We start from the raw sequence: 26,371 nt of genomic DNA, 5'->3' as shown, positions 1-26,371 counted from the left end.
TCCGGCTCTCTGCGCGATCCGGCCCGGGTTCAGGGATCCGCGTCGCCGTCCGGATTCACCGGTCCCGCCGTGCGCAGCACCGCGCGGCGGATCGTGTCGGCATAGTCGCGATATTCCTCGGCGCGCGCGTCGTACATCTCCGCGACCGCTCGCCGGCCGCTGCGGCGCCCGTCCTCGGCCATGCGATGCACGAGTTCGGCCCGCTCCTCGATGATGCGCAGCGCGACGCGCAGGGCCTCGTCGACCCGGCCCTCCTGCTCGCTGGCCAGGGCATCGGCCGTGTAGGCGTGCCCCACTTGGCAGCGGAAGCGCAGGGGCCGGCCGTTCCGCACCTGCGAGAGCACGCCCCCGCAACTCGGGCAGGTGAGCGCCGCAGGGTCTGCGAAGCGCGTGAGCAGCGTGCCGTCCGAGCGCTCGCCGGCGGCGATGTCGACCTCCAGGCGAAGCTCGGCGGGAATCGGCATCGGGGAGCCGGCGGGCTCCCGGACCACGTCGGCGAGGGTCGGCCCGATCTTGGCGGCGGGCACGCAGAGATCGACGGTGGTCGCTTCCAGGGCGCGCCGGGGCATCTCCTCGGCGATGGCCTCGCCCGGGTCCTGAACCAGCGTGAAGCCGCCGCAGCGCTGGATCGCGTTGAGGCCGGCCGCCCCGTCCGAGAGCAGCCCGCTCAGCACCACCCCGATCACCCGCGGCCCGCAATTCACCGCGGCCGAGCGGAACAGCGGGTCGATGGCCGGCCGCGCGAGGTTCTCCCGCGGCCCGCGCCCGAGCACGATGTGGCCGTCATAGACGAGGAGGTGATGATCCGGGACGGCGGCGTAGATGTGTCCCAGCCGGATCGGCAGGCCGTTCTCCGCCGGCAGCACCGGCAAGGCCGTGACGCTGCTCGCGAGCCGGGCGAGGATCTCGCCGCCCTGCACGGGCATGTGCAGCACCACGAGCACGGCGGCGGGCAGGTCGGTCGGCAGGCTGCCGAGGATGGCCCGCAGCGGCTCGATCGCGCCCGCCGAGCCGCCGATCACGATCAGGTCTCGGTTGCTCATCGCCGGCCTCGTCCGTAGGGAGCCTTCCGGGCAACAGCGGCGCCGGAGGAGTGTTCCCCCCGCCCGAGCCGCCGGCCCGTCCGGGGGGCCGTCAGCGCGGGCGGCAGGATCGGGCCTCGAGCGTTACCGTGACTGCGACCGGGCCCAGGGTTGTCACGGTCAGCCGCCCGGCCACCTGCGTGCCGCAGGGGAGGGTGTCGACCGAGAAGATGCCGGGATCCGGGTTCAGCGCGTAAGTCTTGGCCGCCGCGTAGGTCTGGACGAGGCTGGTGGTTCCGCACTGCGCTTGGTCGATCACGGCGCAGCGGGCCGCCGCCTCGACGGCGAACTGGAGCACGTTGTAGGCCCAGAGCAGTCGTCCGCCCTCCACGATGCCGAACAGCAGGACGAGCAGCGGAGGCAGGATGAAGGCGAATTCGAGCGCGGCCGCGCCGGATTGGTCCGGTCCGAACCCGGCGCGGCGCCTGCGCGCGGGGACGGACATCATGGCGGCCTCACTCGATGCGGATGACGAGGGTGACGGTGAGGGGCAGGAATCCGGAGGTCAGGGCCTGATTCCAGGGAAAATCGAAGATCGGACGATGGTCGAAACGCGTGACGACCTGGGCGTAGGATCCCGGCGGCAGGCCGGAGGCGCATGACCCGCCGCATCCGTGCTGGGCGATGCCGGTTCTGGTCGGGCAGCCGCAATACCGGCTCACCGTCACGGCGGGCGTCAGCGTCGTGGCGCTTCCGGCCGCGTCGGCGATGCCGGCCGCGTCGTAGCCCCGCAGCGCGGCGTACTGGATGCCGGCCCGGGCCGCATTGGCCAGGCAGATCTGCACGCGGATGGCCAGCGCCAGGTCGGTGGCGGCGGTGGCCAGCACGAGCAGGATCGGTGTGAGGAGCGCGAACTCGACGGCCATCGCGCCGCCCGCATGGCGCCGCGCGCGCGCCGCCAGACGGCCGAGAGGCGGGATCCGCGGGAGGGTCATTCGACCGGGAGCCCTTTCGATGTCGATCGCAGGCCGGGCACGGTGAGGGACCCGCAGTTCCGTCCGAAGGAGGCGCCGCCCGAGACGGTGATCAGGCGGGCGATGAGCTGGGTGCAGCCGCCTTCGGCGCTGCTCCCTCCCGAGAAGGTCACGCGCCCGCTCGGCATGTAGAGCGATCCGGACACGGAGAAATCCGCTCCGCCGCTGAAGGCATGCTCCATGCTCGCCGGCGCGGCCCGGTCGGCGTAGATCGCCACGCCCTGGAGCGGCCCGGAGGGATTCGCCGAGAGGTTGAGCCTGCCGTTGCCGCTGACGGTGACCTTGCCCCAGTTGCCGGTGGTGCTCGTGAGCACGATGCTCACGCCGCTGGCGTTGAGGGTCCCGCTGCTGACCGTCAGGTCGCCGCCATTGATGATGTAGAGGCCGGTGCTGCCGGGATCGAGGATGAGCGTGCCGCCGCTGCTCACCGCGATGCCGCCGCAATAGACGCCGGGCGAGATGCGGGCGGTTCCGCCCTTGAGCGCGTAGGCGGTCGTCTGGTCGCAGCCGGAGAAGCGCGGAACCGCCAGGCCGGCATAGGGATCCGCGACAGCGGCGCCGCGGGTGATCCTGTCCGCCCGAATGCCGGCGTTGCCGGAGATCGCGTAGTCGCCGGCGACCGTCAGCGCGGCGGTCCTGATGCTGGCGTTGCCCGACAGGCTCACCGCCTGCGGGCTGCTGCTGTTGGCCGCAACCCCGCAAGCGGGGGCGTTGATCGAGGCCGTGCCGCTGAGGTCGAGCGCCGCCTGGGCGCTCCGGTCCAGGGCGAGGATGCAGGCCGGCATCCCGCCCGCCATCGCGACGGCGCGGCTGCTCACCGTCGGCGTCAGACCGATCAGCCTGCTGAAATACGCATCCTGGACGCGCGCGATGATGACCTCGTAGGCATTGGCCTTGCCGGCGTAGGCGCCCGATGCCGGCGGGTTGTTGACGGTGACGGAGACGGTGTTCCGGCCGTCCGCGAAGCCACTGGCGGCCGCGACCGCCAGGGCCTCGGCCGCCGCCTGGGACGGGTCCGCGCCCGCCGCGACGGCCACGACGGCCGAGAGCGCCGCATGATCGGCGACGCCCTGGGTGGCGTTCTTCTCGCCGATCCAGATCGACGCGTCGACCGCGAGGCCGACGACGCCGACAAGAACCGGAAGCACCGCCGCGGACATCGTGGCGATGCTCGCTTTCGTATCGGAAAATACAGTCGAAAATCTCGGTCTTGCGAATTTCATCGAATGAAAGGGATTTCGTCTGCAAAAAACATCTGCACGCAAATAGTTTGCGTTCGTCATGCATCAGCATTGCCATGCTTCTCTTAAGGAAGCAACCGGATTGGTGGTAAATATTCCTATACTCATGGCCTGGTACGAGGATACCAGGAACTTCAACCTGGAACTGCATTGTGCAATATTGTATCGACAGGTTGTCGGACGCCTTGAGGCACGCGAGCCGACCATCGGCCTCTCGGCCCGAGGCGGATCGGCTTGGCCCGCTCAGGCGCGGAGCAGGTCCCGGCCCCGCCGCCCGGCCGGGGCCGGGGGGCCGGGATCCGTCAGCAGGTGTAGTTCAGGGCCGCGCGGCCGCCGTCGACGTAGATCGTCTCGCCGGTGATGTAACCCGCCTTCTCGCTGACGAGGAAGGCGACGACATCGGCGATCTCGCGGGCGCTGCCGAGGCGCTTCAGCGGCGTGCGGGACATCACCGTGCGTATCGCCTCGGGATTGGCGTTCACGCTCGCCATCATGCTGGTGTCGATCGAGCCCGGCCCCACCGCGTTGACCCGGATGCCGTGGGGCGCGAGCGCCAGCGCCGTCGCCTTGGTGAGCTGCATGACGCCGCCCTTGGAGGCGCAATAGGCGGCGATGGTCGGGATCGCCAGCACCGCGTTGATCGACGACATGTTGACGATCGCGCCGGGAATCCCGTTCGCGATCATCGCCTTCGCGGCGTGCTGGGTCGCCAGGAAGACGCCGACGAGGTTGACGTCGATGACCCTGCGGAACTGGTCGAGCGAGGTGTCGAGGAAATCCCCCGGCAGGGCGATGCCCGCGTTGTTGACGAGGATCGAGGGCGCGCCCACCTCCGCGGCGATCCGCGCGAACAGGGCGGCGACCTGGTCGGGATCCCCCATGTCGCAGGGCATGGCCACGGCTCCGCCACCCAGCCGCTCGGCGGCGGCGGCGACCTCCTCGGCCTTGACGTCGGCGAGCACCACGCGCGCGCCGCTCTCCGCGATCGCCTCCGCGCAGGCATAGCCGATGCCCTGCGCGGCACCGGTCACGAGGGCGATGGGCTGGTCGGTCATCCGGGGGCTCCTGCTCAATCCTCGGCGAGGCCGTAATCGGTCCGCGCCTGCGCGTCCGTGATGTAGCCCGCCGCCCGGTCGGCGCGCACGCGCTCGCGGGGCCGGGCCTTCGGGTCGCCGATGCCGCCCCCGCCCGGCAGGTCGAGCACCAGCCGCGACCCGGCCGGGACCCGCTGGCGGCCCTTGCCCTTCAGGCGGGTGCCGTCCGCCAGGGCGACCGCGCCGGCCGCCCCCGGGCCGCCGCCGTCGCGGCCCCGGGCCGGATTGCCGATCCGGTCGAACATCGCGTTGAAGTACAGTTCGTAGCCGGCCCGCGGGGCGATCTCGATGGTCTGGCCGAGGCCGCCGCGGAACCGCCCCGCGCCGCCCGAGCCCTCGCGCAGCTCCTTGCGCCAGACCACGATCGGGCCGACCTGCTCGGTCGCCTCCACCGACATGGTCGAGACGCCGGACGGGAAGGCCGTCGCCGAGAGCCCGTCGAGGCCCGGGCGGGCGCCGGTGCCGCCGGAATTGAACATCAGCACCTCGGCGCTGCGCAGGCCGCTGCCGGGCTCCGCCGGCCGGGCGGAGATCTGCACGTTCCAGAGCGCGCTCGCCCCCTCGGCCGGCACCGTGTCCGGCAGGCAGGCGTGGAGCGCGCCCAGCACCACGTCCGGAATCAGGTGTCCGAGCACGTGGCGCACGGCGACCGCGGCCGGCCGCGGCGCGTTCAGGATGCAGCCCTCCGGGGCCGTGATCTCGAAGGGCGCCAGCGAGCCGGCATTGTTCGGCACCTCCGGGGCGATCGCGCATTTGAGCCCGTAGCAGGCATAGGCGCGGGTGTAGACGAGAGGCACGTTGACGCCGAAGCGGCTCACCCCGCTGGTGCCGGAGAAATCCGCCCGCAGCCGGTCGCCCTCCACCGTCAGCGTCACCGCCATGGTGACCGGGGCGTCGTAGCCGTCGACCCGCATGGTGTTGGCGTAGGTGCCCGGCCGCAGGGCGGCGATGCGCGCGTGGGTGGCGCGCCGGCTCGTCTCGACGATGAAGTCCGACAGGTCCTCCAGATGCGCGAGATCGAACTCGTCCAGCATCGCCTGCAACCGCCGGTCGCCCGCCTCGTTGCAAGCGGCGAGCGAGTAGAGGTCGCCGATCACCTGATCGGGCTCGCGGATGTTCCAGCGCAGGATGCGCAGCAGCCCGGCCGAGACGATGCCCCGCTCGGCGAACTTCATGATCGGCACGAGGATGCCCTCCTCGTAGACCTCGTTGGCGTCGGGCCCGAAGCCGCGCCCGCCGACATCGACCACGTGGGCGGTGCAGGCGAAGAAGCCGATATGGGCGCCCGCCCGGAAGACCGGCGAGACCACCGTGAAGTCGTGCAGGTGCCCGGTGCCCTTCCAGGGATCGTTGGTGACGTAGACGTCCCCCGCGAAGATCGCCTCGGGCCCGATCTCGCGGATGAAATGCGCCACGCTCTCGGCCATGGCGTTGACGTGGCCCGGCGTGCCGGTGACGGCCTGGGCCATCATGCGCCCGCGCCGGTCGAACAGGCCGGCCGAGAGGTCGCCCGCCTCGCGCACCGAGGTCGAGAAGGCCGTGCGGATCAGGGTCGCGGCCTGCTCCTCCACCACCGCCGTCAGGCGGTTCCACATGATCTGGAAGTCGATCGCACGGCTCGTCACGCGAGTGTCTCCTTGCGCAGGAGGAGCAGGCTGCCATCGGCCTGGCCGATGACGGAGAAGGCGGAGGTCACGATGGTCGAGGTCTCGTCCTCCACCACGATGGCGGGCCCCTCCACCCGGCGCCCCGGCGTCAGCGCGCTGCGCTCCACCTCGGCGGCGGTCACCATCCGGCGCAGGGCCGCGTCGAAGAAGCGGCGGCTGCGCTCCGGGCGCAGGCCCGGTCCGTCGCGCGAGGGGGCGACCGGCTCCGGCGCGGGCCGCGTCGTGGCGATGCGCAGCGACCAGTTCGTCACCTCGACGGCGAGCCCGTCGATGGTGCGGCCGAACAGGGCGCGGTAGGCCGCCGCGAAGGCCTCCTCCAGCATCGCCCGGTCCTCGGCCGCGAGGGCGCGGGCGGGCACCGGGACCGGGATCTCCCAGCCCTGCCCCTTGTAGCGCATGAAGGCGGTGAGGGTGGTGACGGTGGGGGCCTCGCCGGCACCCGCCCGCACGAAGGCGCGCGCCTCCTCCGCCATCGCCGCGAGCGCGGCGTTGACCGCCTCCGCATCGAAGGCCGCGAGGCGCTGGAACAGGCCGCGCGTCACCTCGAAGCTGATCGGCGCCTTGAGGAAGCCGATGGCCGAGCCGACGCCCGCGCCCGGCGGGATCAGCAGGGCCTGGATGCCGAGCTTCTCGCACAGCCGGCAGGCGTGCAGCGGCGCGCCGCCGCCGAAGCCGATCATCGTGAAGGCCTCGATGTCGCGCCCGTTCTCCACCGCGTGGACGCGGGCGGCGTTCGCCATGTTCTCGTCGACGATCTCGGTCACCGCGAAGGCCGCCTCCGCGATGGACAGGCCCGCCACCGTCAGCCCCGCCGCGACGGCCTGCTCGGCGCGGGCCACCGAGAGCGGGATCGAGCCGCCCGCGAAGCGCGCGGGATCGAGGCGGCCGAGGAGCAGGTTGGCGTCGGTGACGGTGGGCTCCTCCCCGCCCCGCCCGTAGGAGGCCGGGCCGGGCTCGGAACCGGCGCTGCGCGGCCCGACCCGCACCTGCCCCAGGCCGTCGACCTGCGCGATCGAGCCGCCGCCGGCGCCGATCTCCACCATCTCGACCACCGGGGTCGAGACCGGCATGCCCGAGCCCTTCTTGAAGCGGTAGGTCCGCGCCACCTCGAAGCGGTTGGCGGTCTTGGGCTCGCCCCCCTCGATCAGGCAGATCTTGGCCGTGGTGCCGCCCATGTCGAAGGACAGAACCCGGTCGAGGCCGTGGGCGCGGGCGGTCTCGGCCGCGTAGATCGCGCCGCCCGCCGGCCCCGATTCGAGCAGGCGCACGGGCTGCTCGGCCGCGGTCTCGAGGCCGATGAGGCCGCCGCCCGAATGCATCAGGAAGACCGGCGCCGCGATGCCGGCCGCCCGCAGGGCCTCCACGAGGCGGCGCAGATAGGCCGCCACCCGCGGCTGCACGTAGGCGTTGGCGATCACCGTGTTGAAGCGCTCGAACTCGCGCATCTGCGGCGAGATCACCGAGGAGAGCGAGATCGAGAGATCGGGCGCGGCACGGCGCAGCGCGTCCGCCATCATCCGCTCGTGGGCGCCGTTGGCGTAGGCGTGCAGGAAGCCCACCGCCACCGCCTCGTAGCCGCCCGCGGCGATGCGGGCGGCGAGCCCCTCGATCTCCGCCGGATCGGGGGCGAGGAGCACCGCGCCGTCCGCCGCGACGCGCTCGCGCAGGGTGAAGCGGTCGGGCCGGGCCACCAGGGGCTGGGGCAGCACGAGGTTGAGGTCGTACTGCTCGAAGCGGTTCTCGGTGCGCATCTCGACCACGTCGCGGAAGCCGTGCGTGGTCACGAAGGCGAGCTTGGCGCCGCGCCGCTCGATCAGGGCGTTGGTGACGAGGGTGGTGCCGTGGATGACCTGGGCGATCGCGGCGAGCGCCACCCCGGCCGCCTGGGCCGCCTCCACGATTCCCCGCACGATGGCGCGCTCGGGCTTGGCGTGATCCGTGAGCACCTTCGCGCTCGCGAGGCCGCCCGGATGTTCGAGGGCGACGTCGGTGAAGGTGCCGCCGATATCGACGCCGACCCGCACCCGCCCATCCGTCGAGAGGGTCATGTCACAGGCTCCGGGGTTGGGCCACGCCGGCATCGGTGTGGAAGGGATTCGGGCATCGGGTCCATCGTGCGGGCCGTCGGGGAGCGGGCCCGGTCGTGCGGGCCCGCCCCTTCAAGTTGCGTGCCGCGGGGGCGCTCACGGCCCTTCCGCGGCCTGGACACGCACCAGCAGCCCCTGGCCGCCGCGCTCGATGTCCTCGCGCACCCCGTCGCGGGCCTCGACGGGATCCCGGCGCCGCAGCGCCTCGATCACCCGCCGGTGCGGATGCGGCTCCCAGTCGGGCAGCCCGCCGTCGTAGAGGTGGGACAGGATCGGCCCGCAGCGCACCCACAGCATCTCCACGATCTCGGTGAGCACCGGCAGCCGCGCCAGCCGGCACAGGCCGAGATGGAACTCGGTGTTCAGGTTCACCGCCCGCACGAAATCGCGCGTCTGGTGGCAGAGCGTGATGGCCTCGTGGATGGCCGCGAGCCGGTCGATCTCCTCGGGCGGGGCGACCAGGGCGGCGGTCGCCGCGGCCCGCCCCTCCAGATCGATGCGGATCGCCCGGATCTCCATGAGTTCGGCCAGGCTGAGCATCGGCACCACCACGGTCCCGCGGGCGTCGAGGGCGAGCGCCTTCTCGGAGACGAGCCGCAGCAGCGCCTCGCGCATCGGCGTCGCGCTGATGCCGAAGCGCACCGACATCGGCCGCAGGCGCAGCCGCTCGGAGGGGCGCAGCTGCCCGCGCATCAGCGCCGCGCGCAATTCCGCATAGGCCCGTTCGCCGAGATTCTCCCGGGCGAGCGGGCGCACCCAATCGGCCGGTTCGGTTTCGGGGCGATCTGGCTGCGCGGAACGGCTTGACATGCGGCCCTGTCTCAGACGATGACTGTTATAACAAATTACAAGCGGTGCCTGATGGCAAGGCACCGCGCGACGGTGACCACCATCGCACCCGGGGAGGACCATGCTCGCGCTGCGCAAGACCGCCGCCGCGTTCGGGCTCGATCTCGTGGAGGTCGAGGGCCCGACACAACCCGCGCCCGGCTTCGTGACCATCGACGTCGCGGCGGCCGGGATCTGCGGCAGCGACCTCCACGCCTACGAATGGACGCCCGGCTACGAGTTCATGGCCGAGGCGATGCCGGTGACGCTCGGCCACGAATTCGCCGGCACGGTGCGGGCGGTGGGGGACGGCGTGACGGACGTCGCGCCCGGCGATGCGGTGACCTGCTGGCCGACCGTGACCTGCGGCGCCTGCGAATCCTGCCGCGCCGGCCGGCCCCAGCTCTGCGCGCGCCGCTCGATCATCGGCCTCCACACGGATGGGGGCTTCGCCGCCCGGGTCGCCGTGCCGTCCCGCAACTGCCGCCCGGTTCCGGCGGGCCTGCCCTTCGAGATCGCCGCCCTGGCCGAGCCGCTCTCCATCGCGGTGAACGCGGTCGACGTGGCCGAGGTGGCGGCGGGCGAGCGCGTGGTCGTGCTCGGCCCGGGGCCGATCGGGCTCGCCATCGCCTTCGTGGCGCAGGAGCGCGGGGCGCGGGTTCTCCTCGCCGGCCTCGACGACGACTTGCGCCTCGCGACGGCGCACCGGATGGGCATCGCCCACACGGTCGACCTGCGCGGGGAGAGCCTGGAGGCGGCGGTCGGGCGGATCCTCGGCGGCCCGGCGGATCGCGGCCTCGAAGCCACGGGCGTCGCGCGCTCCGTCGCGGACGGCCTCGCCGTCCTGCGCCCGGGCGGCGTCATGGTGGTGGCCGGGATCCATTCCGCCCCCCTCGCCCTCGATCTCACGGCCTTCGTCCGGGCCAAGAAGCAGCTGCGTGCCGCGCACGACACGACGCCGCAGGCCCTGGACGAGGCCATCCGCCTCCTCGCGCTGCGGGCCGACCGGCTCGCCGCACTCATCACCCATCGCCGCCCGCTGACCGAGGCGGTCGAAGCCTTCGACCTCGCGCGCAGCCGCGCGGCCGTCAAGGTGATGCTGCTGCCGCAGGGCAAGGACGACGCGGCGTGACGGCATCGAAGCAAGCCGCAATCGGGGAAAGGACGCCAGCATGACCATCGCGGTGAGATCCGCCTCCGCGCCAGCGGGAGGCAACATGACCGGGGCCGACGCGCTCGCCGCCGCCCTGCAGCGCCACGGCGTGCGCGAGGTCTTCGGCCAGAGCATCCCCTCGGCCCTGTTCCTCGCCGCCCCGCATTACGGCATCCGGCAGATCGGCTACCGCACCGAGAATGCCGGCGCGGCGATGGCGGACGCCTTCGCGCGGATCTCCGGCCGGGTCGGCGTGGTGGCCGCCCAGAACGGCCCGGCCGCGACCCTGCTCGTGCCCGGCCTCGCCGAGGCGCTCAAGGCCTCGATCCCGGTCGTCGCCATCGTGCAGGACGTCCACCGCCGCTTCACCGACAAGAACGCCTTCCAGGAACTCGACCATTTCGCCCTGTTCTCGGGGGTCGCGAAGTGGGTGCGGCGCATCGGCGATCCGGCCCGGATCGACGATTACGTCGACATGGCCTTCGCGGCGGCGGCCTCCGGCCGGCCGGGGCCGGCGGTGCTGCTCGTGCCCCTCGACATCCTGGACGAGCGGGCCGAGATCGACGCCGTGGCGCCGCGCCGCGCGGCGAGCCTCGGCACCTACCCGCTCGACCGCACGGTGGCGGATCCGGCCCGCGTGGCGGAGGCCGCCGCCCTGATCGCGGGGGCGAAGCGCCCGGTGGTGATCGCGGGCGGCGGCGTCCATTCCTCCGGCGCCAGCGCCGAACTCGCCGCGCTCCAGGCGCTCGGCCTGCCGGTGGGCACCACCGTGATGGGCAAGGGCGCGGTGGACGAGACGCATCCGCTCTCCCTCGGCGTCGTCGGCTACTTCATGGCGCCCCGCGGCCGGTCCAGCCACCTGCGCGCGGTGATCACCGAGGCCGATGTCGTCGTCCTCGTCGGCAACCGGGCGAACCAGAACGGCACCGACAGCTGGTCGCTCTACCCGCGCAACGCCCGCTACGTGCATGTCGACGTGGACGGGGCCGAGATCGGCCGCAACTACGAGGCCCTGCGGCTCGCGGGCGATGCCAAGCTGACGCTGGCGGCGCTCACCCAGGCGCTCGGCGCCAGCGGCCTGCCGGGCTCGCAGGACCGCCGCGCGGCGCTCGAAGGCGAGATCGCCGATGCGCGCGTGCGCCACGGGGAGGACATGGCCCGCCTCGTCGACCGCGACGCGGTGCCGATCCGGCCCGAGCGGATCATGGCCGAGATCGACGCCGTGCTCACGCCCGACGCGATCGCGGTCGCGGATGCGAGCTATGCCTCGATCTGGATCGCGAACTTCCTCACCGCCCGCCGGGCCGGCCAGCGCTTCCTGACGCCCCGCGGCATCGCGGGCCTCGGCTGGGGCCTGCCCTTCGCCCTCGGGGCCAAGGTGGCGAAGCCCGAGGCGCCGGTGATCTGCGTGACCGGCGATGGCGGCTTCGGGCACGTCTGGTCGGAGCTGGAGACGGCCCGGCGCATGAAGCTGCCGGTGGTCGTGGTCGTCCTCAACAACCAGATCCTCGGCTACCAGAAGCACGCCGAACTCTCGCTGTTCGGCAACTTCACCGATGTCTGCGACTTCGAGGCCGTGGACCATGCGGCCATCGCCCGGGCCTGCGGCTGCGCCGGCGTGCGGGTCGAGCATCCGGGCGATCTGGCCGGAGCCCTGCAGGCGGCGCTGGCGGCGGACGGGCTGACGGTGATCGACGTCGTGACCGACCAGCGGGCCTACCCGCCGATCACCAGCTTCGAGGGCAAGGACGCGCTGGCCTATTGAGGCCGCCCGGGAAACCCGGGGACCCCTCTCCCTCCTCGGGAGAGGGGGGAGGCGCGAGTGTCATGACGGGCGGCAACAGCCCGAGAACCGGAGGGACGACCATGAGACATGCAGTGACCACGTCCGTCGCCGCCATCCTGCTCGGGCTCGCCGCCACGGCGGCGCAGGCGGAGGTGAAGTTCGGCGCGCTCTACCCGTTCAGCGGCCAGCTCGCGCTCCTCGGCGAGGAGAGCGCCCGGGGCCTCGAACTCGCGGTGGAGGAGATCAACGCCGCGGGCGGCGTGCAGGGCGAGAAGGTCGTGCTGGTGCGCGGCGACGCCGTGGACAACAACCAAGCCATCGGCGAGGCGCGCCGCCTGATCTCCCTCGAGCGGGTGGCGGCGGTCTTCGGCACCTATTCCTCGGCGCGCTCCATCGCGGCGAGCCAGGTCGCGGAACTCTCCGGCGTGCCGTATTTCGAGCTCGGCGCCGTCGCCGACGAGGTCACGGGCCGCGGCCTCAAGTTCCTCTACCGCACCAACCCGACCGCCGAGGACATGGCCAAGCTCGCGGTCGAGATGATCGTCAACAAGGTCGCGGCGGGCCTCGGCAAGAAGCCCGAGGAGCTGAAGATCGGGATCATCTACGAGGATTCGAACTACGGCACCTCGGTGGCCGGCCACCAGAAGAAATACGCGGCGGCGGCCAAGCTGAACGTCGTCACGTCCCAGGCCTACCCGGCCGCGACGGTCGACATGTCCTCGCTCGTCCTCGACCTGAAGCGGCGCGGCATCGACGTGGTGCTCCAGACCTCCTACCAGAACGATTCCGTGCTGTTCCTGCAGCAGGCCAACGAGGCGGGCTTCAAGCCGGGCGCGATCATCGGCGGAGGCGGCGGCTACTCCATGCAGCCCACCGCCGACGCCGTCGGCCACGGCGTCATCGAGGGCGTGCTCGATACCGACTTCACCCAGTTCCTCGTCAACACCAAGTACACGCCGGGCATCGAGGGCTTCGTCGAGGCCTACAAGAAGAAGTACAACAGCGGGCCGCGCTCGGGTCATTCGCTCAACAACTATGTCGGCGCCAAGATCATCCTGCAGGAGCTGAACAAGACCAAGGGCTTCACGCCCGAGACGATCACCAAGGCGATGAAGGCGATCGACGTCAAGCCGGGCGCGACGGCGGTCGGCTACGGCTTCAAGTTCGGCGCCAACAACCAGAACGAGCGGGCCGCGATGATGGGCATGCAGTGGCAGAACGGCAAGCTCGTCACGGTCTATCCGGACGAGGCCGCCGTCTCGACCATGCAGCTCCGCAAGTAACGCGGCAAGGAACGCTTAGCGCTTCACCGGCGGCGGGTCGTAGCCCGCCGCCCCCCAGGACCCGTGTCGCGAGGTGCGGATGGACATCCTCCTGCAGGTGATCGCCAACGGGCTGATGCTCGGCGGCCTGTTCGCCATCGTGAGCGTCGGGCTCACGCTGATCTTCGGCATCGTGAAGGTCGTGAACTTCGCCCATGGCGAGTTCCTGATGCTCGGGATGTACGGCACCTACCTCGTCACCACCGCGCTCGGCCTGCACCCGTTCGTGGCGGTGATCGTGGTGGTGCCGGTGCTCTTCATCATCGGCGCCCTGACGCAAAGGCTGCTGATCCAGCCGCTGATGGCGGCGGGCGACGATCACATCCAGATCTTCGCCACGGTCGGCCTCTCGACCGCGCTCATCAACCTCGCCCTCCTGGTCTTCGGGGCGGACATCGCCAACACGCCCCCGCACGGCCTGCGCGCGCCGATCGAGATCGGCCCGGTGCGGGTGCTCACCGGGCAGGTGGTGATCCTGATCGCCGCCGTCGCGCTCGTCGTCGGGTTGCAGGCCTTCCTCGCCCGCACCCAGACCGGCCGGGCGATCCGGGCGGTGGCGCAGAACCGCGCGGCGGCCGAGCTGATGGGCATCGACGTGAAGCGGATCTACGCGCTCACCTTCGGCATCGGCGCGGCCTGCGTGGGCGTCGCCGCGGTGCTGGTGGCGCCGCTCTATCCAACCTCGCCGAACACCGGAACCTACTTCGTGCTCACCGCCTTCGTGGTGGTGGTGCTGGGGGGCCTCGGCTCCATCGGCGGCGCCTTCGCGGGCTCGCTCCTCATCGGCCTCATCGACAGCGTGGCGGGATTCTACGTCGGCTCGGACATGCGCGAGATCGCGGTGTTCGGCGTCTTCCTGCTGATCCTGATCCTGCGGCCCTCCGGCCTGTTCGGCTCGTCCCTCAAGCTCGCGCACGTCTCGCCATGACGACGGTCTCCCCGATGACGAACGTCCCGCTCGCTCCCGCCGCCGGAGCCCCCGCCATCCCGCGCGGGCGCAGCGCCGCGCTCGTCCTCGTGCTCGCCGCCCTGGTGGCGATCCCGGTCGCGGTGGACAACGCCTTCGTCTACCACGTCTTCATCACGATCTGCGTCTTCGCGGGTCTCTCCACCGCCTGGAACATCGTCGGCGGCTTCACCGGGCAGCTCTCGCTCGGCCACGGCATCTTCTACGGCATCGGCGCCTATTGCGGGGTGATCCTCGCCGGGATGGGGATCAGCCCCTGGCTCGGCATGTTCGCGGGCGCCGCCGTGGCGGTGCTGGTCGCGGTGGCGATCAGCTATCCGTGCTTCCGCCTGCGCGGCCCGTTCTTCTCGCTCGCCACCATCGCCTTCCTGGAGGTGTTCCGCGTCCTCGCCCTGCATTTCCGCGAGGTGACGGGCGGGGCGACCGGACTGATGATCCCCCTGAAGCTCGGCTGGGAATGGATGGTGTTCCGCGAGCGCCCGCCGCAGCTCGCCATCGCCTTCGGCCTGCTGTTGGCGAGCCTCGCGGTGGCGTGGTTCGTGCGCTGGCGCCGCCTCGGCTACTACCTCGTGGCGACGCGCGAGCGCCAATCGGCCGCCCAGGCCGCGGGGGTCGACACGGTGCGGGTGCGTCTGATCGCGGTCTCCCTGTCGGGGGGCCTCACCGCGATCCTCGGCACCTTCCACGCCATGTACCTCACCTTCATCGAGCCGGCGGCGGTGTTCTCGCTGACGCTCTCGATCCAGATCGCCATGTTCGCGCTGATCGGCGGCATCGGCACGGTGTTCGGCCCGCTGCTCGGCGCCGTGCTCCTCGTGCCGCTCACCGAACTCGCCCGCGGCTGGCTCGGCGCCAAGGCGCTGGGGCTCCACGGCCTCGTCTACGGCCTCGTCCTGATGCTCGTCGTCCTGTTCATGCCGAACGGGCTGATGGGGCTGGTCTCGCGCCTCGCCCGGGGCCGCGCCCCCGCCCGGGGCGGCCAGGCGGCGGCGGTGCCCGCGGCGCCTGCCGCGCCCGCGGCCGAGCGCCCGCCGATCGGCGGGGACATCCTGCGGGTCGAGGGGCTGCAGAAGCATTTCGGCGGCCTGCACGTCACCAACGGCGTCGGCTTCACCCTGCGGGAGGGCGAGATCCTCGGCCTGATCGGCCCGAACGGGGCCGGCAAGACCACCGTCTTCAACATGATCTCGGGCTTCCTGCGGCCCGACGAGGGCCGCGTCAGCGTGCGCGGGCCGGACGGGCATTGGCACGCGCCGCTCAGCCCGGCGGATTTCGCCGGGCTCGGGGTCGGCCGCACCTTCCAGATCGTCCAGCCCTTCGCGGCGATGACGGTCGAGGAGAACATCATGGTGGGGGCCTTCCACCGGCACGCGGACGTGCGCGAGGCCCGGGAGGTGGCGCGCGAGACCGCCCACCGGATGGGTCTCGGCCCCTGGCTCGACGCGGAGGCGCGCGGGCTCACCATCGGCGGCTTCAAGCGGCTGGAGGTGGCGCGCGTGATGGCCATGAAGCCGCGCGTGCTCCTCCTCGACGAGGTGATGGCCGGCATCAACCAGACGGACGTGCGCCGGGCCATCGACCTGATGCTGTCGATCCGCGACGGCGGCGTCAGCATCATCGCCATCGAGCACGTGATGCAGGCGGTGATGTCCCTCTCCGACCGGGTGATCGTGCTCAATTCCGGGCGGATCATCGCCGAGGGCAAGCCCCAGGAGGTGGTGCGCGATCCCACCGTCGTCGAAGCCTATCTCGGCAAGGAGTTCGTCCATGCTCAGGCTTGAGGGCGTCCACGCCGGCTACGGCGCCACCACCATCCTGCACGACGTCTCCCTGGAGATCGGGGCCGGCGAGGTGGTCACGATCATCGGGGCGAACGGGGCGGGCAAGACCACCACGCTGCGCACCATCGCGGGGCTGCTCACGCCGACGGCCGGGCGCATCACCTTCGAGGGGGAGGACGTCACGCGGCTCTCCGGGCACCGGATGGTGGAGCGGGGCGTGACCCTGATCCCGGAGGGGCGCCAGCTCTTCCCCGAGATGACGGTCCGCGAGAACCTGCTGATGGGCGCCTATCGCCGGGCCGCGCGGGCGCGGCAGGCCGAGACCCTGGAAGAGGTGCTCGACCTCTTCCCGCGGGTGCGCGAGCGCCTCGACCAGAATGCCGGCTCCCTCTCCGGCGGCGAGCAGCAGATGGTCGCCATCGCCCGGGGCATGATGGCCCGCCCGAAGCTCCTGATGTTCGACGAGCCCTCGCTGGGGCTCGCCCCGATCATCGTCGCCCAGGTCTTCGCGGTGGTGGACCGGATCGTGAAGACCGGCGTCACCGTGCTGATTGTGGAGCAGAACGTCTTCCACACGCTGCAGGTCGCCGACCGCGGCTACGTGCTGGAGAACGGCGAGATCGTGCTGCGGGACGCCGCCAAGGCCCTCCTCGCCAACGACCATGTCCGGCGCGCCTATCTGGGGATCTGAGATGACGCAACGAGAGCGCAACCCCGCGGAGATCGCGCGGCGGCCGAGCCATGCGGGCCGGCGCGTGCTGGTGACCGGGGCCGGCCGCGGCATCGGCCGGGCCATCGCCGAGGGCTTCGGCGCCCGCGGCGCCCTCGTCGGCGTGGCGGACGTCAACCGGGACGACGTCGCGGCGACCGTCCAGGCCATCGAGGCGGCGGGCGGGCGGGCCCTGGCCCTCCTCCTCGACGTCGCGGATTACGCCGAGGTCGAGACGCGCCTCGCCGAGGCGGCGCTCGCCCTGGACGGCCCCTTCGACACGGTCGTCAACAACGCGGGCATCTCGCCCAAGCACGACGGCGTGGCGCACAAGGTCTGGGAGATGGATCCGGCCGAGTGGAACCGGGTGATCGCCGTCAACCTGTCGGGCTGCTTCAACACCGTGCGGGCGCTCTCCCCCGCCATGCGGGAGGCGGGGCGCGGCTGGATCGTCAACCTGTCCTCGGTGGCCGGCAAGACCTACTCGCCGATCGTGGCCTGCCACTACGCCGCCTCCAAGGCCGCGCTGATCGGCTTCACCAAGCACCTCGCGGCGGAGCTCGGGCCCTTCGGCATCCGGGTCAACGCCATCGCGCCGGGCCGCATCGAGACGCCGATGGTGCGGGCGGTGGGCAACGCGGTGAACGACGAGCAGGCCCGCCTCACCCCGATGGGCCGGCTCGGCGCGCCCGAGGAGGTCGCCGATCTCGCGCTCTACCTCACCTCCGCCGAGGCGAGCTTCGTCACGGGCCAGACCGTGGACGTGGCCGGCGGCCTCTACATGACCTGACGGGGACGGCATGCGCGCGATCACCGGCACCACCCGGGTCTACGGGATCCTGGCCGACCCGATCTACCACGTGAAGACGCCCGAGGTGATGAACGCGCTGTTCGCGCGGGCCGGCGTCGCGGGCGTGCTGGTGCCCTTCCACGTGGCGCCGGAGGGCCTCGCCGCCGCCGTCGAGGGCCTCCGGCGGATGCAGAACTTCGGCGGCTTCATCGCCACCGTGCCGCACAAGACCGCGATGCTCGACCTCTGCGACGAGGTCTCGCCCGACGCGCGCGGCGTCGGGGCGGTCAATTGCGTGCGGCGCGAGCCGGACGGGCGGATGGTCGGCACCATGCTCGACGGCCTCGGCTTCGTCGCGGCCCTGCGCGCCTCGGGCGAGGATCCCGCCGGGCGGCGGGTCTGCCTCGCGGGGGCGGGGGGCGCGGCGAGCGCCATCGCCTTCGCGCTGGCGGGCGCGGGAATCGCCCATCTCACGGTGGTCAACCGCAGCCCGGCCCGCACGGAGGGGCTGCTCGCGCGCCTGCGCGACGCCCATCCGGGCCTCTCCCTCGGCACGGACCCCGCGGCGGGCGGCCACGACCTCCTCGTCAACGGCACCTCGCTCGGGATGCGGCCGGACGATCCCCTCCCCCTCGATCCGGCCCTGTTCGGGTCCCGGCCCTTCGTGGCCGAGGCGATCATGGAACCGGCGACGACGCCGCTCCTCGCCGCGGCCGAGGCGGCGGGCTGCCGCATCCAACGCGGGCGGCCGATGCTGGAACACCAGATCGTGCTGATGGCGCGGCACATGGGGGCGCTCTGAGGCGATGCACGATCCGGAAACCTTCGACTACGTCATCGTCGGTGGCGGCACGGCGGGCTGCGTGCTGGCCAACCGGCTCAGCGCCTCCGGCCGCCACGCGGTGCTGATGCTGGAGGCGGGCGGGGCCGCGCGCCATCCCTGGATCACGATTCCCGCCGGGTTCAGCAAGCTCCTCACCAACCCGGCCTACAACTGGCGCTTCACGACGCAGCCCGAGGAGGCGACCGGGGGCCGCGTGATCGCGGTGCCGCGGGGCAAGGGGCTCGGCGGCTCGACGCTCATCAACGGCATGATCTACGTCCGCGGGCAGCCGCAGGACTACGATCACTGGGCGCAGACCGGCTGCACCGGCTGGGGCTTCGAGGACGTCCTGCCCTATTTCCGCAAGGTCGAGGACTTTTCCGGGCCGGCCGATCCCCTGCGGGCCCGGGGCGGGCCGCTGCCGATCGTCGAGGTGGCGGAGCGGCCCGCGATCGCCGAGGCCTTCATCGCGGCGGCCGAGGCCGCGGGCCACCCGCGCAATCCCGACTACAATGCCGGGAGCCAGGACGGCTTCGGCTACTACCAGGTGAACCAGCGTGGCGGCCGGCGCGTCAGCGCGGCCGATGCCTATCTGGCACCCGCCCGGCGGCGCCCGAACCTCGCGGTGCGGACGGACGCGCACGTGCTGCGGCTGACCTTCGAGGGGAACCGCGCCACGGGGGTGGTGGCCCGCATCGGGACCGAGGAGCGCCGGTTCGCGGCCCGCGCCGAGGTGATCCTGGCGGCGGGCGCCGCGCAGACGCCGCAGATCCTCGAACTCTCCGGCATCGGGGATCCGGCGGTGCTGGCGGGCCTCGGCGTGCCGGTGCGCCACGCCGCGCCGGGGGTCGGGGCCAACTACATCGACCATTACTGCACCCGGATGAACTGGCGGGTGAAGCTGCCGGTGACGCTGAACGAGGCGACGCGGGGCCTGCGCCTCGCGCTCGCGGTGGCGCAGTACGGGGCGACGCGCCGGGGCATCCTGACCCTCGGCACCGGCCTCGCCCACGGCTTCGTGCGCACCCGGCCGGGTCTGGCGGGGCCGGACGTCCAGTACTTCTTCATGCATGCGAGCTACGCCAACGCCGCCGAGCGCAAGCTCGACCGTCAGCCCGGCATGACGATCGGGGTGACGCAGCTGCGGCCGCAATCGCGCGGCACCATCCACGCCGCCTCGCCCGATCCCCTGGCGCCCCCCGCCATCCGCCCGAACTTCCTGTCGGCCGAGGAGGATCGCCGCGCCATGGTCGAGGGCATGAAGATCGCGCGGCACATCGTCGAGCAGGCGCCGATGGATCCCTTCCGCGCCCATGAGCTGGCCCCGGGCCCGGATTGCCGGACCGATGCCGACTGGCTCGACTTCGCCCGCCGGGACGGCCAGACGATCTACCACATCTGCGGCACCTGCCGCATGGGAAGCGACGCGCTCGCCGTCACGGATCCGGCGCTGCGGGTGCGCGGCCTGCGGGCCTTGCGGGTGGCGGATGCCTCGATCATGCCCGACATCGTCTCGGGCAACACCCAGGCCGCGGTGTTCATGATCGCCGAGAAGGCCGCGGATCTGATCGCGGCCGACGCGGCGGCGTGATCGCTCGGCATGCGGCAGAGGACGGAACTCGCAATGCTCCTCCGGCTGATACGCAATCCGCTTGATCGAAGCGGATTGCGTCTCAGCAAGCCCGCGCGGCGCTTGAGCGAAGCCGATTTCCGCATTGCGAAGCAATCAACCGGAAATCGTATGAGATGCAGGGTGATCGCCGATCGCGCGGCACCTCAGCAGGAATTGTCCAGCGGCTGCGAACCCCGCGGATGAGGGCCGCGACGGCCTTCATGAGCGTCCGGATCTGGCCCGTGCGTTCCGATCCAGGCCCGGGAGCCCCTCTCCCGTGAGGGGCTCCCGGGCCTGAGCGACGAACGGATCGTCCGGCCGCCGGCTCAGCCGAAGACGGCGGTCAGCGCGCCGTCGATGGCGTCCGTGATGCGGTCGATCTCGTCGGCCGTGGCCACGAGAGCGGGCGCGAGGCAGATGACGTTGTTGAAGCCCGGGATCGAGCGGTTGGACATGCCGATGATGACGCCGCGGGCGCTCGCCTCGGCCACCACGCGCTGGGCCCGCTTCTCGTCCACCGGCTCCTTCGTCGCCCGGTCGGCGACGAGTTCCGCGCCCTGGAACAGGCCTTTGCCCCGCACGTCGCCGATGACGGCGTGCTTCGCCTTCAGCGCCGCGAGATTCGCCGTCAGCCGCTCGCCCATGACGCGGCAATTGCCCAGCAGATCCTCCGCCTCGATGATGCGCATGTTCTCGATCGCCGCAGCCGGGCCGGCCGTGCAGCCGCCGAAGGTCGAGATGTCGCGGAAATGCGCCATCGGGTCGGAGGCGTCCTTGAACAGGTCGAAGATCGCCTCCGTCGTCACCGTGCAGGAGATGGCGGCGTAGCCGGAGGCGACGCCCTTCGCCATCGTGACGAAATCCGGCCGGATGCCGAAATTCTGGTAGCCGAACCACGTGCCGGTCCGCCCGAGACCGCAGACCACCTCGTCGATGTGGAGCAGGATGTCGTATTTCCGGCAGATCTCCTGCACCCGCTCCCAGTAGCCGTCCGGCGGGACGATCACGCCGCCGCCCGCCGTGATCGGTTCGAGGCAGAGCAGCCCGATGGAATCGGGCCCCTCGCGCAGGATCACCTCCTCGATCGCGTCGGCCGCCCGTTCGCCGTAATTCTCCACGTCCCACTGCTTGCGGTATTCGAGGCAGTGCGGAACCATCACGAAGCCGTCCGGATAGGGGCCGTACATCGCCGCCCGCTCGGGCTGTCCGGACGAGGCGAGGGCGCCGATCGTGGTGCCGTGATAGTCGCGCTCGCGGTACAGGATCTTCCACTTGCGGCCGCCGTGATGGCGCTGCGCGATCTGGCGCACCATCTTGAAGACCTTCTCGTTGGCCTCCGAGCCGGAATTGCCGAAATACACGCGCGAGAGGCCGGGCATCTTGCCCAGCAGCGCCTCGGCGAAGCGGGCCGCCGGGACCGACCCCGCGGCCTGCGCGAAGTAGTTCATCCGCAGGAGCTGGTCGCGGACCGCATCGGCGATCGAGGCGCGGCCGTAGCCGACATTCACCGTCCAGACGCCGCCGGACACCGCGTCGATGAATTCGCGGCCCGTCGCGTCCCAGACCCGCAGGCCCTTGCCCTCCACGATGATGCGCGGGTCGCTCGTCTCCAGCGCCTTGTGCTGGAGCAGGTGGTGCCAGACATGCGCGCGGTCGGCTTCGATGACGGGGCGGAGGTCGTTGGGCTGCGGAACCAGGGTCAAGGGACGGACTTTCGGTTGGCGCCCGGCCGGGGCCGATGGAACGGATCGGGGCAAGACGCCGTGGACGATGTCCGTCCACATCCGTGCGGCCCGATGGCTTCGGGAAGCGAATGGTGGGCCAGATCGCGCGGGATGCCAACCTTGCGGCGATGGCCGGCCTCGGGACGCCTGCTCCACCGCCTTCGCAGGCCCCGACACGCCCTTTCCCGGACGATTGAAGCGTCAGTGGACGGGGATCCGGGAAAGGGGCGGGCAAAATCGGCAGCGATCATGCAGCGCTCGCCCCGGTCGTGTTCCACGCGTCATACGGTTTCCGGATGATCGCTTCGCGATGCGGAAACCGGCCTCGCTCAGGCGCCGCGCGGGCTCGTGATACGGTTTCCGAAAGTGATCTTCCGGAAACCGTATCAGGCGCGGGAAGTCCAGGACCTGGGGCGCCTTCGCGTCGTCACGCCTCTCCGGCCTGCCGCAGCTCCGCCCGGGTCTTCGGCTTGCCGCGGCGCTTCAGGTCGTCGAGGTCGGCCCGGTCGCGCACGGCGTTGCGCACGATCTGGTCCTGGCCCGGCGCGTATTGCGGCGGGCAGGGGAAGTCCGGCGCCCCGTACCAGGCGGCCGCCCGCATCGTGAAGAACGGGTCGACGAGGTGCGGGCGCCCCAGGGCGACGATGTCGGCCCGGCCCGCCGCCAGGATCGTGTTGACCTGATCCGCCGTGGTGATGTTGCCCACGCACATCGTCGCCGTCTTCGCCTCGTTGCGGATCCGCTCGGCGAAGGGCGTCTGGAACATCCGGCCGTAGAGGGGCCGCGCGCCGCGCACGGTCTGGCCCGTCGAGACGTCCACGAGGTCGACCCCCGCCTCCCGGAAGCCCGCCGCGATGGCGACCGAATCCTCCGGCGTCAGCCCGCCCTCCGCCCAGTCGGTGGCCGAGAGGCGCACCGACATCGGCTTGTGGGCCGGCCAGACCGCGCGCATGGCGGCAAAGACCTCCAGGGGGAAGCGCAGGCGGTTCGCGACGCTGCCGCCATAGGCATCCGTGCGCCGGTTCGTGAGCGGCGAGAGGAAGCTCGCGAGCAGGTAGCCGTGGGCGCAGTGCAGCTCCAGCATGTCGAAGCCCGCCCGCTCGGCCCGCCGGGTCGCGGCGGCGAAATCGGCGACGATCCGGTCCATGTCGGTGCGCGTGACCTCGCGCGGCACCGGGCCGTCGGGGAAGTAGGGCAGCGGCGAGGCCGAGAGCACGTCCCAGCCCCCCTGCTCCAGGGGCCGGTCCATCCCCTCCCACATCAGCTTGGTCGCGCCCTTCCGGCCCGCATGGCCGAGCTGGAGGCAGATCTTCGTCGCCGAATGGGCGTGCACGAAGGCGGCGATGCGGGCCCAGGCCGCCTCCTGCTCGTCGGTCCACAGGCCCGCGCAGCCGGGCGTGATGCGGGCCTCGCGCGAGACGCAGGTCATTTCCGTGAACATCAGCCCGGGGCCGCCGATCGCCCGCGAGCCGTAATGCACGAGGTGCCACTCGCCCGGCACGCCCTCCTGCGCCGAGTACATGCACATCGGCGACATCGCGACCCGGTTGCCGATAACCATCTCGCGCAGGCGCAGCGGCTGGAACATCGGCGCGGCGGGTGCCTCCACGGAGACGTCGAAGCCCTCGCGCCGCACGCCCTCCGCGAAGGCGCGGTCGACCTCGGCGACGAAGCCGGGGGCGCGCAGGCGCAGGTTGTCGTAGGTGATCGCCTTGGCGCGGGTCATCGCCCCGAAGGCGAACTGCACCGGCTCGAAATCGAGGTAGCGCGCCACGTGCTCGAACCAGACCAGCGACACGTCGGCGGCGTGCTGGGTCTTCTCGACCTCCTCGCGCCGGCCGCGCTCGAAGCGGGCGAGGGCCGCCTCCACCTCCGGCTCCGCCGCCAGCGCCTCGTAGAGGGCGATGGCGTCCTCCATGGCGAGCTTGGTGCCCGAGCCGATCGAGAAGTGGGCCGTCGCCTTGGCGTCGCCGATCAGCACCCGGTTGCCGCGCACCCAGCGGGTGTTGCGGATCATCGGGAATTGCCGCCAGATCGAGCGGTTGGTGAGGATGCGGTGGCCGTCGAGGAAATCGCCGAAGATCCGCTCCATCAGGGCGGCCGAGTCCGCCTCCCCCATCCCCGGCAGCCCGGCCCGCTCGAAGGTGTCGGGATCGGTCTCGAACACCCAGGTCGAGCGGTTCCGCTCGTACTGGTAGGCATGGGCGATGAAGGGCCCCCATTCCGTCTCGCGGAACAGGAACGTGAAGGCGTCGAGGGGCTTGGTGGAGCCCATCCAGGCGAAGCGGTTGGGGCGCAGGTCGGTGCTGGTGCCGAAATGATCGGCATGGCGCTGCCGATAGGCGCTGTTGATGCCGTCCGCCACCACGACGAGATCGGCCTCGATCTCCCCCGCATCGATCTCCTGCCCGAAGCGCAGATCGACGCCGAGGCCGCGGGCCCGCTCCTGCAGGATGCCGAGCAGCGTGCCCCGGGCGCAGCCGCAGAAGCCGTTGCCGCCGATGCGGTGGACCTCGCCCTTCACGTGGATGGCGATGTCGTCCCAGTAGGCGAATTCCTGCGTGATCCGCTCGTAGCTCGGGAGATCGTAGCGCTCGAAGATGTCGAGCGTGGCGTCCGAGAACACCACCCCGAATCCGAAGGTGTCGTCGGCCCGATTGCGCTCGTAGACCGTGATCGCCGTCTCGGGAAAGCGCTTCTTGACGAGGAGCGACAAGTAGAGCCCGGCAGGGCCGCCTCCGACCACCGCAATCGACTTCGGCATCGCGCCCGCTCCTTGGCTCACGGCGCTGCGGCGCCCGCCCGGGGTGATGTTTCAGGCTTAAAGCATCTTGTCGCCGGCGGCAAGATGCTTTAAGCCTAAAGCATTGCGTTCGAGCCCCCCGCGTCCGTCGCGGAGGCTCCAGGTTGCGTCAGGTTGCGGGAAGGCGGGCGCCGCCTCCCGGGGAGCATGCAAGAGATCAGCCACTGATATCCGCCAGACGCTCGACGGGGTGTCCGGCGGCCGCCGACGCGTCGAGCCCAAGGTGACATCCCGTGACCGAATCCGCTCATCTCGATCCGTTCGCCCGCGACAACCTTCCGCCCCGCGAGCTCTGGCCCGACCTGGTCTTCGCGCTGCCGGAGCTGCGCTATCCGGCGAGGCTCAACTGCGTCTCGCAGTTCCTCGACCGCTGGATCGCCGAGGGGCGCGGCCATGCCCTCTGCCTCGTCGGCGAGCAGGAATCGCTGACCTACCGCCAGCTCTTCGAGCGGGTGAACCGCATCGCGAACCTCCTGGTGAACCGGCTCGGGCTGAAGCCCGGCCACCGGGTGCTGCTCCGCTCCGGCAACACCCCGGCCCTCGTCGCGGCCTATCTGGCGGTGATCAAGGCGGGCGGTATCGTCGTCGCCACCATGCCGATGCTGCGCGCGCGCGAACTCGCCTACCCGCTCGACAAGGCGAAGATCGCGCTCGCCCTCTGCGATCACCGCCTCGCCGACGAGATGGAGCGGGCGCGGGCGATGGCGCCGGGGCTGGAGCGGGTCGTCTACTGGGGCTCGGGCGCCCCGGATTCCCTCGAAGCCCTGGCGGCCCGGGAGAGCCCGGCCTTCACGGCGCTCGACACCGCCGCGGACGACGTCTGCCTGATCGCCTTCACCTCGGGCACCACCGGCGAGCCGAAGGGGGCGATGCACTTCCACCGGGACATGCTGGCGATCTGCGACACCTATGCCCGCCACGTGGTGCGGGCGGCGCCGGAGGACCGCTTCATCGGCACGGCGCCCCTCGCCTTCACCTTCGGCCTCGCCATCGTGCTGTTCCCGATGCGGATCGGGGCGACCGGGATCGTGCTGGAGCTGACCGGGCCGGACGCCCTCGCCACCGCGATCGCCCGGGAGCGGGCGACGATCTGCTTCACGGCCCCCACCGCCTACCGGGCGATGCTGGCCAAGATCGCGCATTACGACCTCACCTCCCTGCGCCGCTGCGTCTCGGCGGGCGAGGCGCTGCCGCGGGCGACCTTCGAGGCGTGGCAGGCCGCCACCGGGCTGAAGCTCCTCGACGGGATCGGCGGCACCGAGATGCTGCACATCTACATCAGCGCCCCGGAGGATCAGGTCCGGCCCGGCGCCACCGGCCGGCCGGTCCCGGGCTTCGAGGCGCGCGTCGTCGACGAGGCGGGCCGGGAGGTGCCGCCGGGCACGGTCGGGCGCCTCGCCGTGCGGGGCCCGGTCGGCTGCCGCTACCTCGCCGATGCGCGCCAGACCCAATACGTCGTCGACGGCTGGAACTATCCCGGCGACAGCTACCTCATGGATGAGGACGGCTACTTCTGGTATCAGGCCCGCACCGACGACATGATCGTGTCGGCCGGCTACAACATCGCCGGCCCGGAGGTGGAGGCGGCCCTGCTGCGCCATCCGGCCGTGCTGGAATGCGCCGTGGTCGGCGCCCCCGATCCGGCCCGCGGCACCCTCGTGAAGGCCTACGTGGTGCTGGCGCCCGGTTCGGAGGCGGGGCCGGACCTCGCCAAGGCCCTGCAGGATTTCGTGAAGGCAGAAATCGCCCCCTACAAGTATCCGCGCGCGGTCGAGTTCGTCGCCGCCCTGCCGAAGACCACCTCCGGCAAGATCCAGCGCTTCGAGCTGCGCCGGCTCGCCGCCGAGGCCGCCTCCGCCGCGCCCGTCTCGGTTCCCGCCTGACCCGCCGCGGGGGGACCGGCCCGCCGGCCCCGCGCCCCGCCCCAT

At 71.7% G+C, this 26,371-nt stretch carries 20 protein-coding genes; 10 read left to right on the top strand and 10 right to left on the bottom strand.

The window, feature by feature from the left end:
- Nucleotides 1-29 precede the first annotated feature (29 nt).
- The 8 genes from ACE101_RS02145 to ACE101_RS02110 form a co-directional block, all read right to left on the bottom strand.
- Nucleotides 30-1,043, bottom strand: coding sequence for a chemotaxis protein CheB (locus ACE101_RS02145; RefSeq protein ID WP_379125891.1), 1,014 nt, complete (start codon nt 1,041-1,043; stop codon nt 30-32).
- 91 nt (nt 1,044-1,134) lie between these two features.
- The gene (locus ACE101_RS02140) at nt 1,135-1,530 is read right to left on the bottom strand and encodes a TadE/TadG family type IV pilus assembly protein (protein ID WP_379125890.1); all 396 of its coding nucleotides are present in this window, start codon (nt 1,528-1,530) and stop codon (nt 1,135-1,137) included.
- A 7-nt stretch (nt 1,531-1,537) separates the two neighbouring features.
- Nucleotides 1,538-2,017, bottom strand: coding sequence for a TadE/TadG family type IV pilus assembly protein (locus ACE101_RS02135; RefSeq protein ID WP_379125889.1), 480 nt, complete (start codon nt 2,015-2,017; stop codon nt 1,538-1,540).
- The gene (locus ACE101_RS02130; RefSeq protein ID WP_379125888.1) at nt 2,014-3,204 is read right to left on the bottom strand and encodes a hypothetical protein; all 1,191 of its coding nucleotides are present in this window, start codon (nt 3,202-3,204) and stop codon (nt 2,014-2,016) included. The genes ACE101_RS02135 and ACE101_RS02130 overlap by 4 nt, the downstream gene beginning before the upstream one ends.
- 395 nt (nt 3,205-3,599) lie before the next feature.
- Nucleotides 3,600-4,352, bottom strand: a complete 753-nt coding sequence (locus ACE101_RS02125; RefSeq protein WP_379125887.1) for an SDR family NAD(P)-dependent oxidoreductase — start codon at nt 4,350-4,352, stop codon at nt 3,600-3,602.
- Nucleotides 4,353-4,366: 14 nt separating this feature from the next.
- Nucleotides 4,367-6,016 carry a hydantoinase B/oxoprolinase family protein gene (locus ACE101_RS02120; protein WP_379125886.1) on the bottom strand — a complete coding sequence of 550 codons (1,650 nt, stop codon included), beginning with the start codon at nt 6,014-6,016 and terminating at the stop codon, nt 4,367-4,369.
- The gene (locus ACE101_RS02115) at nt 6,013-8,106 is read right to left on the bottom strand and encodes a hydantoinase/oxoprolinase family protein (protein ID WP_379125885.1); all 2,094 of its coding nucleotides are present in this window, start codon (nt 8,104-8,106) and stop codon (nt 6,013-6,015) included. The genes ACE101_RS02120 and ACE101_RS02115 overlap by 4 nt, the downstream gene beginning before the upstream one ends.
- 135 nt (nt 8,107-8,241) lie before the next feature.
- Complete coding sequence (locus ACE101_RS02110; RefSeq protein WP_379125884.1) at nt 8,242-8,955, bottom strand: GntR family transcriptional regulator; 714 nt, start codon at nt 8,953-8,955, stop codon at nt 8,242-8,244.
- A gap of 100 nt (nt 8,956-9,055) precedes the next feature.
- On the opposite strand from ACE101_RS02110, the gene ACE101_RS02105 reads away from it, so the two are divergent.
- The 9 genes from ACE101_RS02105 to ACE101_RS02065 all read left to right on the top strand — a co-directional run bounded on the left by ACE101_RS02105 (nt 9,056) and on the right by ACE101_RS02065 (nt 19,895).
- Nucleotides 9,056-10,105 (top strand): zinc-dependent alcohol dehydrogenase, encoded by a 1,050-nt coding sequence (locus tag ACE101_RS02105; protein WP_379125883.1) that lies wholly within the window; start codon nt 9,056-9,058, stop codon nt 10,103-10,105.
- Nucleotides 10,106-10,145: 40 nt separating this feature from the next.
- Nucleotides 10,146-11,891: an acetolactate synthase catalytic subunit gene (locus ACE101_RS02100; protein ID WP_379125882.1), complete on the top strand. Its 1,746-nt coding sequence runs from the start codon at nt 10,146-10,148 to the stop codon at nt 11,889-11,891.
- A 101-nt stretch (nt 11,892-11,992) separates the two neighbouring features.
- On the top strand, nt 11,993-13,195 hold the full coding sequence (locus ACE101_RS02095) for an ABC transporter substrate-binding protein (protein WP_379125881.1): 1,203 nt from the start codon (nt 11,993-11,995) through the stop codon (nt 13,193-13,195).
- A 79-nt stretch (nt 13,196-13,274) separates the two neighbouring features.
- A complete protein-coding gene (locus ACE101_RS02090; protein WP_379125880.1) occupies nt 13,275-14,162 on the top strand; it encodes a branched-chain amino acid ABC transporter permease in 888 nt (295 codons plus the stop codon).
- A 14-nt stretch (nt 14,163-14,176) separates the two neighbouring features.
- Entirely contained in the window at nt 14,177-15,982 is a 1,806-nt protein-coding gene (locus tag ACE101_RS02085; RefSeq protein WP_379125879.1) for a branched-chain amino acid ABC transporter ATP-binding protein/permease, read from the top strand.
- On the top strand, nt 15,969-16,673 hold the full coding sequence (locus ACE101_RS02080) for an ABC transporter ATP-binding protein (protein WP_379125878.1): 705 nt from the start codon (nt 15,969-15,971) through the stop codon (nt 16,671-16,673). The genes ACE101_RS02085 and ACE101_RS02080 overlap by 14 nt, the downstream gene beginning before the upstream one ends.
- Before the next feature lies 1 nt (nt 16,674).
- Nucleotides 16,675-17,481 carry a 3-oxoacyl-ACP reductase FabG gene (gene fabG / locus ACE101_RS02075; RefSeq protein WP_379125877.1) on the top strand — a complete coding sequence of 269 codons (807 nt, stop codon included), beginning with the start codon at nt 16,675-16,677 and terminating at the stop codon, nt 17,479-17,481.
- Between the two features lie 10 nt (nt 17,482-17,491).
- The gene (locus ACE101_RS02070; RefSeq protein WP_379125876.1) at nt 17,492-18,283 is read left to right on the top strand and encodes a shikimate dehydrogenase family protein; all 792 of its coding nucleotides are present in this window, start codon (nt 17,492-17,494) and stop codon (nt 18,281-18,283) included.
- Between the two features lie 4 nt (nt 18,284-18,287).
- Nucleotides 18,288-19,895: a GMC family oxidoreductase gene (locus ACE101_RS02065; RefSeq protein ID WP_379125875.1), complete on the top strand. Its 1,608-nt coding sequence runs from the start codon at nt 18,288-18,290 to the stop codon at nt 19,893-19,895.
- Between the two features lie 347 nt (nt 19,896-20,242).
- On the opposite strand, the gene ACE101_RS02060 is transcribed toward ACE101_RS02065, so the two are convergent.
- Together ACE101_RS02060 and ACE101_RS02055 are read right to left on the bottom strand one after the other, a co-directional pair.
- On the bottom strand, nt 20,243-21,619 hold the full coding sequence (locus ACE101_RS02060; protein WP_379125874.1) for an aminotransferase family protein: 1,377 nt from the start codon (nt 21,617-21,619) through the stop codon (nt 20,243-20,245).
- A 448-nt stretch (nt 21,620-22,067) separates the two neighbouring features.
- The gene (locus ACE101_RS02055) at nt 22,068-24,404 is read right to left on the bottom strand and encodes an oxidoreductase (protein WP_379125873.1); all 2,337 of its coding nucleotides are present in this window, start codon (nt 24,402-24,404) and stop codon (nt 22,068-22,070) included.
- A gap of 272 nt (nt 24,405-24,676) precedes the next feature.
- Between ACE101_RS02055 and ACE101_RS02050 the strand changes: the two genes are divergently transcribed.
- Complete coding sequence (locus tag ACE101_RS02050; RefSeq protein ID WP_379125872.1) at nt 24,677-26,326, top strand: benzoate-CoA ligase family protein; 1,650 nt, start codon at nt 24,677-24,679, stop codon at nt 26,324-26,326.
- Nucleotides 26,327-26,371: the final 45 nt, after the last annotated feature.

It is taken from the genome of Methylobacterium carpenticola (assembly GCF_042748905.1).
In the GTDB taxonomy this organism is placed as follows: Bacteria; Pseudomonadota; Alphaproteobacteria; order Rhizobiales; family Beijerinckiaceae; genus Methylobacterium; species Methylobacterium carpenticola.
Note: the sequence above shows the minus strand (reverse complement) of the source record. Positions and strands in the feature narration are given on the sequence as shown.